The 16,359-nt window shown below is 53.0% G+C and carries 16 protein-coding genes; 4 read left to right on the top strand and 12 right to left on the bottom strand.

Going from position 1 to position 16,359, the window contains the following annotated elements; translation table 11 throughout:
* Positions 1-188: 188 nt before the first annotated feature.
* The 3 genes from ACSBQN_RS15605 (at position 189) to yefM (ending at position 2,868) form a co-directional block, all read left to right on the top strand.
* Positions 189-614: an Exc2 family lipoprotein gene (locus ACSBQN_RS15605; protein WP_205501041.1), complete on the top strand. Its 426-nt coding sequence runs from the start codon at positions 189-191 to the stop codon at positions 612-614.
* 213 nt (positions 615-827) lie between these two features.
* Complete coding sequence (gene ettA, locus ACSBQN_RS15600) at positions 828-2,495, top strand: energy-dependent translational throttle protein EttA (protein WP_032099035.1); 1,668 nt, start codon at positions 828-830, stop codon at positions 2,493-2,495.
* 121 nt (positions 2,496-2,616) lie between these two features.
* The gene (yefM, locus tag ACSBQN_RS15595; RefSeq protein ID WP_024475032.1) at positions 2,617-2,868 is read left to right on the top strand and encodes a YoeB-YefM toxin-antitoxin system antitoxin YefM; all 252 of its coding nucleotides are present in this window, start codon (positions 2,617-2,619) and stop codon (positions 2,866-2,868) included.
* A 458-nt stretch (positions 2,869-3,326) separates the two neighbouring features.
* Here the strand turns inward: yefM and nadR are convergent, their stop codons facing one another.
* The 3 genes from nadR to serB are packed head-to-tail and all read right to left on the bottom strand — an operon-like array spanning position 3,327 to position 6,993.
* A complete protein-coding gene (gene nadR / locus ACSBQN_RS15590) occupies positions 3,327-4,589 on the bottom strand; it encodes a multifunctional transcriptional regulator/nicotinamide-nucleotide adenylyltransferase/ribosylnicotinamide kinase NadR (RefSeq protein WP_004237101.1) in 1,263 nt (420 codons plus the stop codon).
* A 12-nt stretch (positions 4,590-4,601) separates the two neighbouring features.
* Complete coding sequence (gene radA, locus ACSBQN_RS15585) at positions 4,602-5,990, bottom strand: DNA repair protein RadA (protein ID WP_015422438.1); 1,389 nt, start codon at positions 5,988-5,990, stop codon at positions 4,602-4,604.
* 25 nt (positions 5,991-6,015) lie between these two features.
* Complete coding sequence (gene serB, locus ACSBQN_RS15580; protein ID WP_004242106.1) at positions 6,016-6,993, bottom strand: phosphoserine phosphatase; 978 nt, start codon at positions 6,991-6,993, stop codon at positions 6,016-6,018.
* Between the two features lie 101 nt (positions 6,994-7,094).
* Between serB and ACSBQN_RS15575 the strand changes: the two genes are divergently transcribed.
* Positions 7,095-7,763: a YtjB family periplasmic protein gene (locus ACSBQN_RS15575; RefSeq protein WP_004237098.1), complete on the top strand. Its 669-nt coding sequence runs from the start codon at positions 7,095-7,097 to the stop codon at positions 7,761-7,763.
* A 12-nt stretch (positions 7,764-7,775) separates the two neighbouring features.
* Here ACSBQN_RS15575 and crcB read toward each other — a convergent pair whose 3' ends face one another.
* The 9 genes from crcB to ACSBQN_RS15530 form a co-directional block, all read right to left on the bottom strand.
* Positions 7,776-8,159, bottom strand: a complete 384-nt coding sequence (crcB, locus tag ACSBQN_RS15570) for a fluoride efflux transporter CrcB (RefSeq protein WP_004237097.1) — start codon at positions 8,157-8,159, stop codon at positions 7,776-7,778.
* A 40-nt stretch (positions 8,160-8,199) separates the two neighbouring features.
* Positions 8,200-9,282: an FUSC family protein gene (locus ACSBQN_RS15565; protein ID WP_004242105.1), complete on the bottom strand. Its 1,083-nt coding sequence runs from the start codon at positions 9,280-9,282 to the stop codon at positions 8,200-8,202.
* Positions 9,283-9,294: 12 nt separating this feature from the next.
* The gene (locus ACSBQN_RS15560) at positions 9,295-10,461 is read right to left on the bottom strand and encodes an NAD-binding protein (protein ID WP_024475034.1); all 1,167 of its coding nucleotides are present in this window, start codon (positions 10,459-10,461) and stop codon (positions 9,295-9,297) included.
* A 12-nt stretch (positions 10,462-10,473) separates the two neighbouring features.
* Entirely contained in the window at positions 10,474-11,466 is a 993-nt protein-coding gene (yut, locus tag ACSBQN_RS15555) for an urea transporter (RefSeq protein WP_024475035.1), read from the bottom strand.
* 93 nt (positions 11,467-11,559) lie between these two features.
* Positions 11,560-12,525, bottom strand: a complete 966-nt coding sequence (locus ACSBQN_RS15550; protein ID WP_036409388.1) for an urease accessory protein UreD — start codon at positions 12,523-12,525, stop codon at positions 11,560-11,562.
* The gene (gene ureG / locus ACSBQN_RS15545) at positions 12,522-13,157 is read right to left on the bottom strand and encodes an urease accessory protein UreG (RefSeq protein WP_004237089.1); all 636 of its coding nucleotides are present in this window, start codon (positions 13,155-13,157) and stop codon (positions 12,522-12,524) included. The genes ACSBQN_RS15550 and ureG overlap by 4 nt, the downstream gene beginning before the upstream one ends.
* 33 nt (positions 13,158-13,190) lie before the next feature.
* On the bottom strand, positions 13,191-13,877 hold the full coding sequence (locus ACSBQN_RS15540; protein ID WP_004237086.1) for an urease accessory protein UreF: 687 nt from the start codon (positions 13,875-13,877) through the stop codon (positions 13,191-13,193).
* A 24-nt stretch (positions 13,878-13,901) separates the two neighbouring features.
* Positions 13,902-14,579, bottom strand: a complete 678-nt coding sequence (ureE, locus tag ACSBQN_RS15535; protein WP_024475037.1) for an urease accessory protein UreE — start codon at positions 14,577-14,579, stop codon at positions 13,902-13,904.
* A gap of 56 nt (positions 14,580-14,635) precedes the next feature.
* A complete protein-coding gene (locus ACSBQN_RS15530) occupies positions 14,636-16,354 on the bottom strand; it encodes an urease subunit alpha (RefSeq protein WP_024475038.1) in 1,719 nt (572 codons plus the stop codon).
* Positions 16,355-16,359 lie beyond the last annotated feature (5 nt).

The following is a 16,359-nucleotide window of genomic DNA, read 5'->3' as shown; positions in this document are numbered from 1 at the left end:
GATAAACGCGCTATTTTAATTAATCAGATAATTATATTTTTAAAGTATTTTTATTTTTCAGATTACAGTCAGAAATCATAAAATATATGATGTACATCACTTGCTGTATTTCCGGTTTCCATTAAAAATATTCTCATATTTTTATACCACATCCGGTTTACTGATAACCGCAAAGGACGTAATACATTATGAATAATATAAAAAACATAATAATCATCTCTGCATTATTTACCCTGACAGCATGTGCATCACAGCAGACTGCCTATGAGAAAATCACCCGCCACTATGTCTACCAGCAGGCCGCGCAGGATTCTGATCCTAATTTTCAGACTCATATAAATGGCTCCGTTAAACTTATGACGCCGTTTTTTAAACAGTTTTATGATGCCGGTATCAAAGATAAAAAAGACGGAATAACACCGCAACAATATAAAGAACGAATTAGTTATTTCAAAAGTAACGAATTTTTGAGCCGTATGACCGGGACAACACAGTTTATTTCACCAAAAGTACATACTGAGAAAGTAAATGAAAGTGACCGCACGGACCGGCAGAAAAAAATACTGACAGACAATATTATTGCTGCTTATGAGGCCGGTTACAGCGGCCGTTAGCACACCGGCCCCGGGTTCATCATGATACGGATCCCGGCAACGGCACGATCACCGTGAGAATAACGCAGGCGGATGTTAGAATGGGGAATCTGCTGTACCCGCCGGTCACTGCCGGCAACCGGGCAATACTGACACCGGAGTGGCTTTAACTAAACGTAAAACTTAGTCATAATGCCCCGCAGATGCCCCATCAACGAAAAAAGGTAGACTACATTGGCTCAATACGTTTATTCGATGCACCGTGTCGGCAAAATTGTGCCGCCGAAGCGTCATATACTGAAAGATATCTCTCTGAGTTTCTTCCCGGGCGCCAAAATCGGTGTTCTCGGCCTGAATGGTGCCGGTAAATCAACCCTGCTGCGCATCATGGCAGGTGTGGATACCGATATTGAGGGCGAAGCACGTCCGCAGCCCGGCCTGAACATCGGCTATCTGCCGCAGGAACCGAAACTGAATCCGGAACACACTGTCCGTGAAGCGGTTGAAGAAGCGGTTGCGGAAGTGAAAAATGCCCTGACCCGTCTGGATGAAGTGTACGCGCTGTATGCCGATCCGGATGCAGATTTTGACAAACTCGCCAAAGAACAGGGTGAACTGGAAGCGATTATCCAGTCTCATGACGGCCATAATCTGGATAACCAGCTGGAACGTGCGGCAGATGCCCTGCGTTTACCGGCCTGGGATGCCAAAATCGGTAATCTGTCCGGGGGTGAGCGCCGCCGTGTGGCTATCTGCCGCCTGCTGCTGGAAAAACCGGATATGCTGCTGCTCGACGAACCGACCAACCACCTGGATGCGGAATCTGTCGCCTGGCTGGAACGCTTCCTGCACGACTACGAGGGTACCGTTGTGGCGATCACCCACGACCGTTACTTCCTTGATAACGTCGCCGGCTGGATCCTCGAACTTGACCGCGGTGAAGGTATTCCGTGGGAAGGAAACTACTCCAGCTGGCTGGAGCAGAAAGATGCCCGTCTGGCACAGGAAGCTTCCTCTGAAGCAGCCCGCCGCAAGTCTATCGAGAAAGAGCTGGAGTGGATCCGTCAGAATCCGAAGGGTCGTCAGTCCAAAGGCAAGGCCCGTCTGGCCCGCTTTGAGGAACTGAACAGCGTCGAGTACCAGAAACGTAATGAGACCAACGAACTCTTTATTCCGCCTGGTCCGCGTCTGGGCGACAAAGTTCTGGAAGTGGAAAACCTGACAAAATCCTATGATGGCCGTACCCTGATCGATAACCTGAGTTTCTCGCTGCCGAAAGGGGCGATTGTCGGGATTATCGGGCCGAACGGTGCGGGTAAATCCACCCTGTTCCGTATGATCAGCGGCAAAGAACAGCCGGATTCCGGTACTATCACTCTCGGTGATACCGTAACTATCGCGTCTGTTGATCAATTCCGTGATGCCATGGATGATAAGAAAACCGTCTGGGAAGAAGTGTCCGGCGGGCAGGATATCATGCGTATCGGTACCACTGAGATCCCGAGCCGTGCTTATGTCGGACGTTTTAACTTCAAAGGCGTTGACCAGGGCAAACGTGTCGGCGAGTTATCCGGTGGTGAGCGCGGCCGTCTGCATCTGGCCAAACTGCTGCAGGTCGGCGGCAACATGCTGCTGCTCGATGAACCGACCAACGACCTGGATATCGAAACCCTGCGCGCACTGGAAAACGCCCTGCTGGAATTCCCGGGCTGCGCTATGGTCATTTCCCATGACCGCTGGTTCCTTGACCGTATCGCCACCCATATCATCGACTATCAGGATGAGGGGAAAGTGGAGTTCTTCGAAGGTAACTTCAGTGAATATGAAGATTACAAGAAACGGACTCTCGGCGAGGCCGCACTGGAGCCGCACCGCATCAAGTACAAACGTATGACCAAATAGGTCATATAACGGAAAATGCCGCGTGGTGAAAATTACGCGGCTTTTTTGTATCTCTGCATACATTCTGCAATGGCATCTGCCTGACTCCTCCCTGTAAAAAATTCGTGCACGATGAATCAATATGAAGATATTAAAATACAGTGAAGTGCACCAAAATCTCACCGCTGAGATGAATAAAACCGTGGATGATCGCATCCCTGTTTTGATCACCCGGCAGAAAGCTACTGCATGCGTATTATTATCACTTGATGAATATCAGTCTCCGGAAGAGACCGCCTATCTGATGCGTTCACCGAATAATGCACGGCGTTTAATGGATTCCATTGATGAATTAAATGCCGGAAAGGGGCTCAAAAAGGAAATCAATGAATGACATTGACGTTTTCGTCTCAGGCATGGGAAGACTATCTGTACTGGTAAAATAATCTTTCCGGCTGGTTTACCGTGTTACTAACCAGGGAGTTGAGGTAGCTGCCTGCCAGTACCATTATTGAAAATGCCGCGTGGTGAGGGACCGCGCGGCATTTTTTGGTTGGATGGATGGATAAAAGAGTGTCTTTTGTTACGGGTATTACATTGAACCTGGTACTTAAGGTACAACCGAAGCTGACTTACTACTTCATACTTACCGCTTTCATAACACTTGAAACTGACAAATAAATCAATCAGTTAACACCATCAGTAAAGGGATCCTTTACTCTTCATCTTTCCTCCCTTTGTTGCCCTGAATTCTGTCGGACGCTGTGTGTTGTCCTTGTTCTTTCAGTATAGAAGAGAAAAATAATTTCTCACGGAAATTACCTGATTATTTTTCGATTCTCACAACATTCTTTATTTTTGCTGATCCCCGTCACGAATTTCAGGGGTATCCAGCATCAGCAGACGCTGAACCAGCTCAACGCACTCGAGAAAACGGGTGTCGTAATCCGCCGATGTCACATGGACAAACTTAATGCCGTTTTCCCGCAACATATCGATCAGCAGATCCTGAAACGCTTTGCGGTCATTGTCACTGCCGAGGCTGCGCAGTCCGTCAGCCACCCACGGCGTGTTATTTTCCAGCAGGATCACCAGGTCAAAGCGGTACTCCGCAATCAGTGCCTGTACAAACGGGTGTTCTTTACCCTCATACCGTTTGCAGAAGGCCTGGGTCGTGACAAAATCCGTATCCACAAACGCGACTTTGTTGGCATATTTCACTGCAAAATCAATATACTGAGCATGCCCCAGCGCGATTTTGTCATAGTCGGAATATTGCAGCGCCATTTCATCACCGCCCAGGTGGGAAAATACGTAATCACGTCCGTATTCCCAGGCACTGGTGGTATTGAACATATTTGCCAGTTTATTGACGAGGGTGGATTTGCCGCTGGACTCCCCGCCGAGCACCGCCACAGTGCGCACAAAGAAGGGTTTAACCTCTGTCGGAATGTAGTCCCAGTAGCGGAATGGTGCCTGACGGATCTGCCGCCCGCTGATATTCATAAAAGTACGTTCCGGGTCGATAAGCACCGTTTCGATGCCGAACGATTCACGGTAACGCGGCACATCCGCTTTTTCGCCCGAATAGATAAAATCCGGCGTGATCCCTTTTTCCCGCATAAACTGGCACACACCCTGACTCCAGTGCTCCCAGCCGTGCGGATACGGATCATAAGCGTGCTCATCAAATGAGTGAATGCGGATATTTTTCTGATACTTAAAGGTTTGCAGAAGCCAGCGCAGACGATCACTGACGGTCGGCTGCTGAGACATTGAACTGTTGATAAACAACGCCTTATCACGCGGTTCGTCGTGACAGAGGATCACATGCAGCTCATCCACCTGGCTGCACGCCCTCTGGATCAGGTAAATATGGCCGGTGTGCAGCGGGTAAAATTTCCCGAACACCACCCCGGTAATTTTCTGCTTCAGCGGGTAATCGAGCCCCAGCGCACTGTGCAGCCCGGCCAGCTTCTGGCCGCCGGGACTTTTGATTTTGTTGTTAATCAGCTGGCTGAGATACCCTTTGGTCACCCCGCACTGATCCGCCAGTTGCTGGAGTGTGACACCCGCCTGTTTAATGGCTTGTTTCAGATAGGAAAAATCGGTCATTCTCTGCCTCACTTATTCCAGTTCATCCAGCACAGACAGGGCATCCGACAGTTTTTTCACCCCGAACACCTGCATACCCGGCGGCGGGTTTTTCGGGCGGTTGGCATTCGGCACAATCGCCCGTTTAAAACCGTGTTTGGCCGCTTCCGAGATCCGCTCCTGGCCGCTCGGCACCGGACGGATCTCCCCCGCCAGCCCGACTTCGCCGAAGATCACCACATCACGCGGGATCGGCCGGTCACGGAAACTGGAGACCAGCGAGAGCAGCAGCGCCAGATCCGCACTGGTTTCGGTGACTTTCACCCCGCCAACCACGTTGACGAACACATCCTGATCCGACATCTGCAATCCGCCGTGGCGATGCAGTACCGCCAGCAGGATAGCCAGCCGGTTCTGCTCCAGCCCGACCGCCACACGACGCGGATTCGACATCATCGAGTGATCCACCAGCGCTTGGATTTCCACCAGCAGCGGACGTGTGCCTTCCCAGACCACCATCACCGAACTGCCGGACGTAATTTCATCCCCGCGGCTCAGGAAAATGGCGGACGGGTTGCTCACCTCGCGCAGCCCCTGCTCCGTCATGGCAAACACGCCCAGCTCATTCACTGCACCGAAGCGGTTTTTATGGCTGCGCAGTGTGCGGAAACGGGAATCGGCCTCACCGTCGAGCATGACCGAGCAGTCAATACAGTGCTCGAGTACCTTCGGCCCTGCCAGAGAGCCGTCTTTGGTGACGTGGCCGACCATAATGATCGCCACACCCCGGGTTTTGGCAAAGCGGGTCAGATAGGCGGCAGTTTCGCGCACCTGTGCCACACTGCCCGGCGAAGACTGAATATCCGCCATGTGCATCACCTGGATGGAGTCAATCACCATCAGCTTCGGCTGTTCCTGCTCTGCGATCAGGCAAATCTGCTCAATCGCCGTTTCCGACAGCATATTGAGATTATCCATCGGCAGTCCGAGGCGGTGTGCCCGCATCGCCACCTGCTGTAAGGATTCCTCCCCCGTGACATACAGGGTTTTCATCTGTGCGGCGAGCTGGCACATGGTCTGTAACAGCAGGGTACTTTTCCCGGCGCCCGGATTACCGCCGATCAGAATGGCACTGCCCGGTACCACGCCGCCGCCCAGCACACGGTCAAATTCTTTGAAACCGGTGGAGAAACGCGGCAGTTCCTCAAGACTGATTTCCGACAGCTTCTGAACTTTGCTGACACCACTCTGCCCCGCATAGCCACTGAGGCGATCATTGCGTGCCGCTGATGATGAGACAGAAGCCAGCCGGACTTCTGTTATTGTATTCCACGCCTGACACGCGGTGCACTGCCCCTGCCAGCGGGGATAATCCGCCCCGCACTCGTTACAGACAAAGGCGCGTTTTGCTGGTTTTGCCACTCGTGACCCCGTAATAACTGATAAATTAACGTTCTTCGTGTTTCAGACCACCGCTGAGGGTGCACATCACTCCCATCAGGTCGGCGTGGCGGATAGCCACTTTTGCCCGTGCATACACTTTCGGTTTGGCGTGGAAAGCAATACCGAGACCGGCTTTTTTCAGCATTTTCAGGTCATTGGCACCATCACCGATCGCTACAGTCTGCTCTAAAGGAATATTGAGAAATTCCGCCAGTTTCACCAGCGCCTGCGCTTTGTATTTGGCATCCACCACCGGGCCTTTGACTTTGCCGGTCAGTTTGCCGTCTTTGATTTCCAGCTGATTGGCATAGACGGCGATCAGGCGCAGAGAATCTTTTAAATGATTGGCGTAGAAAGTAAATCCGCCGGAAGCAATCGCGACATGCCAGTCCATCGCCTGGAGTTTGCGTACCAGGCTGGTCAGCCCCGGCATCAGCGGCAGCGTATCCAGCACCTGCTGTAAAATGGCAGCATCCGCCCCGGCCAGCAGGCCGACACGCGCTTTCAGGCTTTCGCTGAAATCCAGCTCACCCTGCATCGCTCTTTCCGTCACCTCTGCGACTTCATCACCGACGCCGGCTAATCTGGCGATTTCATCGATACATTCGATTTGGATCGCAGTGGAATCCATATCCATCATCAGTAATCCGGGGGAGCGCAGTTTCGGGATATTACCCAGCGGCACGACATCCATCTGAAACTCATCCGCCACCCGTTTGATGCGCCCGGTCAGGCTGCCCGCGATCCGCACCACCTGATAATCATCGATCCGCCATGACGAGACCACCACAATTGCCGCACCCAGACGGTGCTGGAAATCGCTGATCCGCGCCTTATCCAGCCCGCGTCCGTACAGCAGCCAGCCGCTGTCACCCGCCCGGTAGTCCAGCGGCATCACTTCATCACCGCTCAGAGAAAGAGGAAGGCCCGGCCACTTATGGATTTCATTCGGCAAATAACAGTAGGTCAGACTCGTCGACATCAACAGATACTCCTATAATCCCTGATAATATTCATGATGGTAGCAGATAAAAATTTCCGCTTCTGGCAATATGGTGGCGACAACGGAAAAACGGATAAACAATGGCCAAAACGAAGTTAACATTCCGGCTGCATAAAACAGCCATTATTCTGATTTGTCTCGCCCTGATGGTGTGTCTGTTACAGGGTGTGTCTTATTTCAGCCGCGTCCACCAGCAGTCGTCAATGGATCAGTTTAATGAATTGGCCTATTCGCTGGCACAACAGGTGGCGTTTAACCTTTCCGATGCTATAGACGATAACGGGAAAGTGCTCAATAAGAAACAAATTACGGCAAATTTAGCGCAGCTGACCACCAACAGCCGCATTCTCGATGCCACAGTATATCAGGATGACGGGGTACAGATAGCGGGCAGCGGCGAGAGTATCACTGTCCGCGACCGCCTGGCGCTGGACGGGCAAAAAGCCGGCAGTTATTTTAATCATCAGATTGTCGCCGCCATCCCCGGAAAAAAAGGCCCGAAAGGCTTTCTGCGCCTGACCATCGATACCCACCGTCTGGCCACAGAATCCACCCAGGTGGATAACACCACCAACCTGCTGCGGGTGATGTTACTTCTCGCTCTCGGTATCGGCTTTGTGCTCGCCAATAACCTGCTGCAACTGACCCCGAGCCGCTGGCAGCAATCCCTGTATCTGCTGACCGCCAATCTGAAAAATGAAGATGAGAAGCCGGGGAAGAAAACGGAAGAGAAAGAAAAAGGGGAATAATTTCCCCTTTTTTTACCGGTGCTGCAACACCTGCCAGGTCAGCAGGCCAAGCCAGGTCATCAGCAGGGAGCTGAGTACATGCAGGGCGATTTCTGCCATACCGTGGTGGATGCGCCCGGCCTGGAAAGCCTGCACAATCTCAAGTGAGAAGGTCGAGAATGTCGATAACGCGCCGCAGAACCCGGTGACAATAAACAGCCGCCATTCCGCCGGGAGTGTCGGGTGAGAGGAGAAAAACGCCACCGCCAGCCCGATAATATAACCGGCAATAATATTGGCGAGATACGTCCCCAGCGGCATCATTGCCAGTACCGGGTTGAATTTATTACTCAACACCCAGCGGCCGAGGCCGCCGAGCACTGATCCTGCGGAAATGCTGAGGATCACATTTAACATAGAAAAACCTTACGTCATTTTTGTTTCAATGTTTCTGTGTTTATGCGCATTTCTTTAAAATGTCAATCTGAACCAGTCCGCATACTTCATCCAGCAGCTTGATCACTTCCACACTCATCCCAACCATCATGGCATCCGCTGAGTTACTTTCCGGCTGTGCATTGATCTTCTGATGCAGCTCATGTGTGCTGGCACGCAGTGCCTGGAGCTTATCCATGGTGTCATCATCTTTCCCCTGCACAAAGATATCAGAGAGCAGTTTCATGATCTCACTGTTGCTTTTCTGCAACTGCACAATGTAGGGATTCTCGGTGTTCAGCGCATGAGCGAAGTAGTTTTTACTGAAGGTATCGGTCAGCAGTTCCAGTATCGCCACCAGCCGCCGGATACGCCCGTGAATGGCCGTAAAGGTGGCAGCCGGAACATGGGTCTCTTTGACAGCCGGTGCAATGTAGGTATTGCAGGTCAGCAGTGTGGATAACGTGTCTTTCAGCTGATTATCCCACCGTTCCGGGTCGGTACTGCTCAGTTTCATGATGTGCTCATCATATAATCTGGCAATATCGCGCAGAATAGTGCTGATATTCATCCGCCAGAACACAAACCCTTTCAGCGGCAGGATCGCCGAGAACACCAGTGCCAGAATCGAGCCGCCCACCGTCTGCGCCGAACGGATAAGCGCAGAGTCCATGTCCCCGACAGGTGCGGTGGCAACGATACTGATGGTCATCCCGATCAGCATCCCGACATACATATTTTTGCCCAGCGCAATCAGGCCGCAGACAAACATCGCAATGGTCGCCAGCGCCAGCATCAGCGGGAAAGAGTGGGTTTCCGTATACAGCAGCAGCATCCCTATCAGTGAGCCGATAACGGTGCCGAGGGTGCGCTGCATAGAGCGGATCAGCACATTTCCCCAGTACGGCATCGGCATCAGGATAGAGATAAGTGTCATAATGATATAATCGAGCTTATCGCTGTGTAATTCCCGGAACACCAGAAACGTCAGTGTAAATGCCAGCGCAATGCGGATGCCGTGCAGCTGTTTAAACCGGGAATAGAAGAATGACTGAGCCCGGGAGATCCCGTGGCTCAGATTTATTTTTTTTTCTTTATGCTTCACAACCGGCCCTGCTTATGGCGCTTTGGCTAATAAGATGTCAGCCATAACGCTGTTATTGATGCTCTCGCCGCACAGCATTTTCATCAGCACTTCACTGCCGAGCTGTGACAGGGAGAAGGTCATATCCGCATGCAGCAGGCGCATTTTGTCGCTGTTCTCTTCCTGATTCACCACAGTCACGGTTTTCACGCCTTCACCGGCCAGCTGTTTTACCGCCAGCAGCGCAAAAGTGTTATCTGAATCACTATCACTGATGGCCATCACACAGCGGGCATCTTTGACATTGGCTTCATTCAGGGTCACGGCATCCGCACTGTCACCGGCCACGGTCACGGTGCCGTCAGGGAAGTGCTTTTTGTCCTCATCAGAACAGATCACCACCACCTGCAAACCGCGTTTTTTCAGTCCCTTATAGATATTGACCGCCAGCGGATTCGCGCCGATAACAACATAATGCTCTTTCATGTGTAACAACCTCTTTTTGACAATCTCGCGTGTGCCGCGCAGGACGACACCCACAATGTACACAATGGATGTGGTGAAAATCGTGATACCGAACACCACCACCGTCAGGGTAAACATCCGCGCTTCCACGCTGATTGGGATGATGTCCCCGAAGCCGACCGTGGTCATACAGACCAGGGCAAAGTAGAAGGCCGCTGAGATATCCGTGACATGTGGCTGGAACTCATTGCCGAGATACAGGGTGCCGAAGACGGAATAGACCACCAGCAGGATAATACTGCTGATCGCCACCACTCCCGCACTGGTCAGGCTGTGATGCGGGAACTGCCGCCACAGACAGCCGGACGCAATCAGCAGCGCCAGCGAGAACAGCCCCTGCAGCGAGTATTCACGGGCCAGTCCCAGATCCATCAGTACCATCGTGAGCAGGATAAACAGAGAGAACAGCCAGGCGATGCGTGCGCCGGTCAGCATCAGCAGCGCCAGCAGTGCCAGCAGTAACCCCAGCATAAAACGGGGAATATCCAGCAGTTTTATAAACCCGAGTGACTGTAACCACGCGGTGAAACCGCCGTCCTGCCAGGCAATATCCCCGCTATAGGAAAACAGCACCGGCGACAGGATCATCACCCCGTCAATAAACAGCAGTACCGACAGGATCACCCGCAGACTCAGTAATTTATGTAACCCTGTCTTCAGTAGATTACTCTGCATATTTCTCCCCTTTTACTGACGGTGTTCCGGCATGATGTCCTGATTCGGCACCAGGAACAGCCAGGAGGCCAGAACGAACGGCATGGTCAGTGTCGGAATACCGAACGGCGAGACCACCACATCCAGCGCGCCCTGGACAAACACCGTAAAAATCACACCCACTACGGTATACACCAGCACTTTGAAGCTCGGTTTATTAAATGTGGAACCCAGCGCGATCGCAGTTAACACGGCGCTGAATGAATACAGCCCGGTATGCACACTACCGAAGTCCGCTTTCAGGAAAGATGCCACACCAAAAGCCAGCAGTGAGCCAAAGACCGCAAAGACCGCCGCCCACACCGAGCTGACTGCCAGACCGATCACAAACAGGATCCCCACGGTAATGCTGCTCAGCAGAAAGACCTCTGACACACCACGGAAAATATCCGGGATCAGATCGGAATACGGGATCCCGGCGATCGGTGCCACATACTGATCCGGCAGTGCCGGCCCCGGCAGGCTGACGCCTTTGATACCGAAGAAACTGTAACTGGCCAGCAGGATAGTCCAGGTCACCAGCACGAAAGGTGCGGTCAGCGCCGCCACTTTCCAGTTTTTCAGGAAATCGGTCAGTGAAATGGTGGCGATCACTGCCACGATACTGCCGAGCACAATGGCCGCCCACATAAACGGCGAGTTATCCAGGAAGGTCGGCAACGCCACACCGACCAGGCAGCCGTTATAGCCGTACAGGCCGGCGCGCAGTGAGGTGACATCCATTTTGCTGACATACGCCGTCAGCGTGGACACCACAGTACCGAGCAGACAGCCCCAGCCGACCGCCGGAATACCTTCACTGTATGCACCGATAAAAATAGCGGCAAAAAAGAACAGCCCGGTCAGCGGGTTGTTCTGAAACATCACCTGCGCACAACCACGCAGCGTGATATCAATAAAATGTATGACAGGATTGGATCCGGCCAGTTTATTCCAGCCGTTCTGACTGACTGTTGAAGTTGCCATCGTCTTTCCCCTGAAGGTAAACCGGACAAAGGGACTGATTATGCTGATAATAACCAGTCCCCTGAGTAACTACCGGTGTTATCCTGCAGCGCATCAGCGCCACAGGAACGGTTTCTGCAATGTGATGCCGAGGATCTCTTCCCGGGCGATTTGCCAGAAATAACGGACAGCCTCTTTGGTTTTCGGGCTGTCGATTCCCAGCACTTTGAAGACCAGACCGCACTCGTTCGGCAACTGCGTCGCCCCGAATGCAACCTCTTCATCCGTGTCATAACGGGCTTCCAGGCGCTCCAGGATACGGGCATGATGCTCTTTCGGTGTCAGTAAAATCACGTTACCGAAAACATCAAAACCCCCCATCACGCCGACCACATTCAGTGCTTCTTTTTTCGGTTCCAGAATGTATTTTTCAACAAATAATTCTTTTCCCTCACTGTCCTGCGCCCTGATCTTTGAGGAAAAAATATCAAACCCGAACTGTTCGTCCGGATGGTGATATTTCCGCCCCGACATCAGGATCTCGGAATAGATCACCGTTGCCGTCGGATCAACCGTGATCTGAGTGTCCGTTAAAAAACGGGCATTACGGTGCGGAATAATCGGATCCGGCATAAACTCCAGATAACCGCCGGCTTCCACCACCACATTCTGGTACTGCGTGGCGTAGTTCGCCTCCATCATGTGAATTTTGGTGGCGGATTGTGTGGTGACATGGGCGCACGCCCCCTCTTCCACAATCAGATCCAGCGCCTGGCGGTCGCCCTGTAACAGGCAGCCGGAGGTGGAAATCATAGTGACACACGGCATCTGCGGCATCATTTCATCCCAGTACAGCGCGCGCTGCACCAGAGAAGGCACACGGCGCTCCATTTCCACCATTTCACTGCGGTATTCCCGTTTGGCAAACCGCAGTTTCAGATAGCCGCTTTTCCCGATGGCACCACTTTGCATCTGCTTTGGCTCATCCTGGTAAGGCGCCATTTCCGGCGCCTTTTCCCCTAAGAGATGAGCCCGGAGACGTGTCGGCGTCCCCGCAATCTCAGCCCTCAGTTGTGTCATGCTTTTGCTCCCGCCTGGTGGGTGAACAGGAATTTATCCATGATCATATCCACCAGCTCCACCACGCCTTCACCGGTTTTGCAGTTGGTCATGACATACGGACGGTTGCCGCGCACCACTTTGGTGTCACTTTCCATCACTTCCAGGCTGGCACCAACATACGGCGCGAGGTCGATTTTGTTGATGACCAGGATATCCGCCTGCACCAGGCCCGGGCCGTTTTTACGCGGGATTTTTTCCCCTTCCGCCACATCGATAACATAGATGTAGAAGTCAGCGAGTGCCGGGCTGAAAGTCAGCGTCAGGTTATCGCCGCCGCTTTCAATCATGATGACGTCGCTGTCCGGGAAGCGCTCTTCCATATCTTCCACGGCTGCAATGTTCATACTCGGGTCTTCGCGCACTGCGGTGTGCGGGCAGGCACCGGTTTCAACGCCGAGGATTTTCTCTTCGTCGAGGATCCCTTTCAGGGTACGTTTGACCTGCTTCGCGTCTTCGGTGGTCACGATGTCATTAGTGATGATTAACGGCTTGATCCCGCGTTCGATCAGGATCGGGGTGATCACTTCAATAATCGCCGTTTTACCTGAGCCAACAGGTCCGCCGATGCCGATCCGTGTCATTTTTTTCATCAATATACTCCCGGAAAATAAGTCAGCCGCCTGTCAGTTCATAAACAGGCGGACAAAAGATTTGGTATGAACTGCCGCAAGGACGTCGATCACCGGCACATAGGAAGACATCTGTTCAATGTCGCCGCAGGCTGCAATATCGCAGAAGGTTTCAATGTCGTTGTTCAGCTCAAATAAAATGTGCTGTGTTTCAAAGTGCGTGATCCGCATCAGGCGCATGGCGGCGCTGAGGATCGTCATTGCGATCCCGTACTGATGCATAACCACCACTTCGCGTTCGCCGATACCCTGTACCGCCATCACAATAGCCTGAGTGACAGGCTGGGTGCCCGGGGTGTCCCCGCTTTTAATCTGTGCCAGCCACCATGCCACGAGCGGATCGTCAAAAATATGGACAGAAATTTCCGCCAGTTTTTTCCCCATCCGCGTTGCCATCAGGCGGGCTTCTTCATTCAGTTTGCGGTTATTCACCGCCCGGTCGACCCGCAGAATGGCGTCGTTATCACCGGCAAGCACTGCGCGGTGTGCCGCGACAACAGCAATACCGTCACCGCTCGCCGCCTGTTTCAGCGCGGTGCGGACAAAGCCTTTCAGGGTTTCGGCATCATGTACCACACCCGTCTGAATCGCCGATTCCACACCGTTTGAGAAAGTAAAGGCGCCGACGGGAAGTGCCGAATCACCAAACTGCATGATCCGGATAAGATCAGCCGCTTTCATCACACGTTCTCCCGTTCCGGTCTGTCAGTGTTTGTGGTCATGGTCGTGATCGTGGTGATGATCATGGCCGTGGTCGTGACTGTGGTCATGATCATGGCTGTGCCCGTGATCGTGGCCGTGTGAATGTGAGTGCCCGTGGTTATGTGCCACATGCACGTGAGTATCTGTCTCTTCCGCGCCGCCGAACAGCAGACGGGATTCTGAGTTGGTCAGGATCGGCAGAATAGTTTCGCCTTTGACGAAGGCAAACGTATCATTGCCGAAGCCGTGGGTGCGCATCACCGATTCCATCACTTTTTCACTGACGGTCAGCGGGACATACACCTTGTTTTCTTTGATAACGGCTTTCCAGTGCTGGTTACCGAGCGCATGGCCCAGTTCAAAACTGATGCGGATCTGCTCTTCCGGCGTGCTGCCCTGAAGACGTTTAAGATCAACAACCATGACATCACGCAGATCGATCTGGACAACAACCATCGTATTGGTGGTGTCATCGGTGTGGATCACATCTCCGTCAGACAACAGCACGTTGCGATCCAGCGCGATCCCGATATCCAGCCCGTTTTGGGTGTGTTTACGGCAGCGGCTTTTCTGGGCTTCACGCTGATCGAGGATCAGCATATCCACCGTCATTTCGTTCGCTTTATCAGCCCACGCCTGATCTTTTCTGACGTTGCCGAGAATGTGCTCAATGAGGATCATGGAATTACCTTTTTGTTATGCCCGGCGGGCAGAACAACACCCGCCGGGGAAGTCAATCAGCCGAAGAAATAACGCTGGTTCATCGCCGCCACCGAGATTGGCTGGCAGGTCGCATGTTCCCCGTTAACTTTCACCGCGAAGGTTTCCGGATCCACTTCGATATCCGGGGTTTCGCCGTTACGGACCAGGTCGCGTTTGGTAGTGGTGCGCATGCCCTGAACCGCGACAACTTCGCGCTCCAGACCCGCTTTCTCTTTCACGCCATCTTCCAGTGCTGCCTGGGAAACGAAAGTCACACAGGTATCCTGCAGGGTTTTACCCATCGCACCAAACATCGGACGATAGAAGACCGGCTGCGGAGTCGGCAGGGACGCGTTAGGGTCACCCATCGCTGCCCAGTTGATCATGCCGCCTTTGATAACCAGTTTTGGTTTCGCGCCGAAGAAACGCGGATCCCACAGGACCAGGTCCGCCATTTTGCCGACTTCGACTGAGCCGAGCACATGGCTGATACCCTGGGCAATCGCCGGGTTGATGGTGATTTTTGCCACGTAACGCAGAACACGGAAGTTATCGTTACCCGCCGCATCTTCCGGCAGCTTGCCGCGTGCCGCTTTCATCGCGTTAGCGGTCTGGATCACACGCAGCCAGTTCTCACCGACACGGCCCATCGCCTGGGAGTCACTGGAGAACATGGAGATTGCACCCATATCATGCAGCACGTTTTCCGCTGCGATGGTTTCCGGACGCACACGGCTTTCCGCGAAGGAAACGTCAGCCGGGACATTCGGGTTCAGGTTGTGACATACCATGATCATGTCGAACAGTTCTGCCTGGCTGTTGATGCCGTACGGCAGTGTCGGGTTAGTGGAGCTCGGCAGCACGTTCGGCTGGCTGACCACTTTGATGATGTCCGGCGCATGACCACCGCCCGCACCTTCGGTGTGGTAAGTATGGATAGTACGGCCTTCAAAGGCTTCGATGGTATCTTCCACATACCCGCCTTCGTTCAGACTGTCAGTATGTACCGCAACCTGGATATCATAATCATCTGCCACACGCAGGGCATGACGGATGGCGTTGGAGGTTGCACCCCAGTCTTCGTGGACTTTCAGACCGGCAACACCGGCAATGATCTGTTCAACCAGCGGATCGCGGGCAAAAGAGTTACCTTTCCCGAGCATACCGACGTTAACCGGTAAACCTTCCAGTGAACGCAGCATCGCGCGGATGTTCCACGGACCGGCGGTAACCGTTGTCCCGTTGGTGCCGTCTGTCGGCCCGATACCGCCGCCGAAGAAGGTGGTGACACCGTTAGACAGCGCCGCATAAGCCTGCTGTGGTGAGATCAGGTGAATGTGGGTATCGATACCCGCCGCTGTCAGGATCAGATGCTCACCGGAGATAGCATCGGTGGCCACACCGGCGACCATTCCCGGGGTGATACCGTCCTGCAGGTTCGGGTTACCGCTCTTGCCGATACCGACAATTTTACCGTCCTTCACACCCACGTCCGCTTTGATGACGCCTAATTTGGCATCCAGGATAGTGACGTTGGTGATAACCAGGTCGAGCACGCCGTTGTCGCTGGTCAGCGTGTTGTTCGCGCCCATCCCGTCACGGAGGGATTTCCCGCCGCCGTAAACAGATTCTTCGCCGTAACCGCGTAAGTCTTTTTCAATTTCGATATAGAGATCGGTATCACCGAGACGGATTTTGTCTCCGGTGGTCGGCCCGAACAGGCCGCAATATTCTTGTCTGGAAATCTGTGGCATAACGT

The organism is Morganella sp. B601 (genome assembly GCF_051172335.1).
Taxonomy (GTDB): Bacteria; Pseudomonadota; Gammaproteobacteria; order Enterobacterales; family Enterobacteriaceae; genus Morganella; species Morganella morganii.
This window is presented reverse-complemented; position numbering and strand designations above follow the sequence as displayed.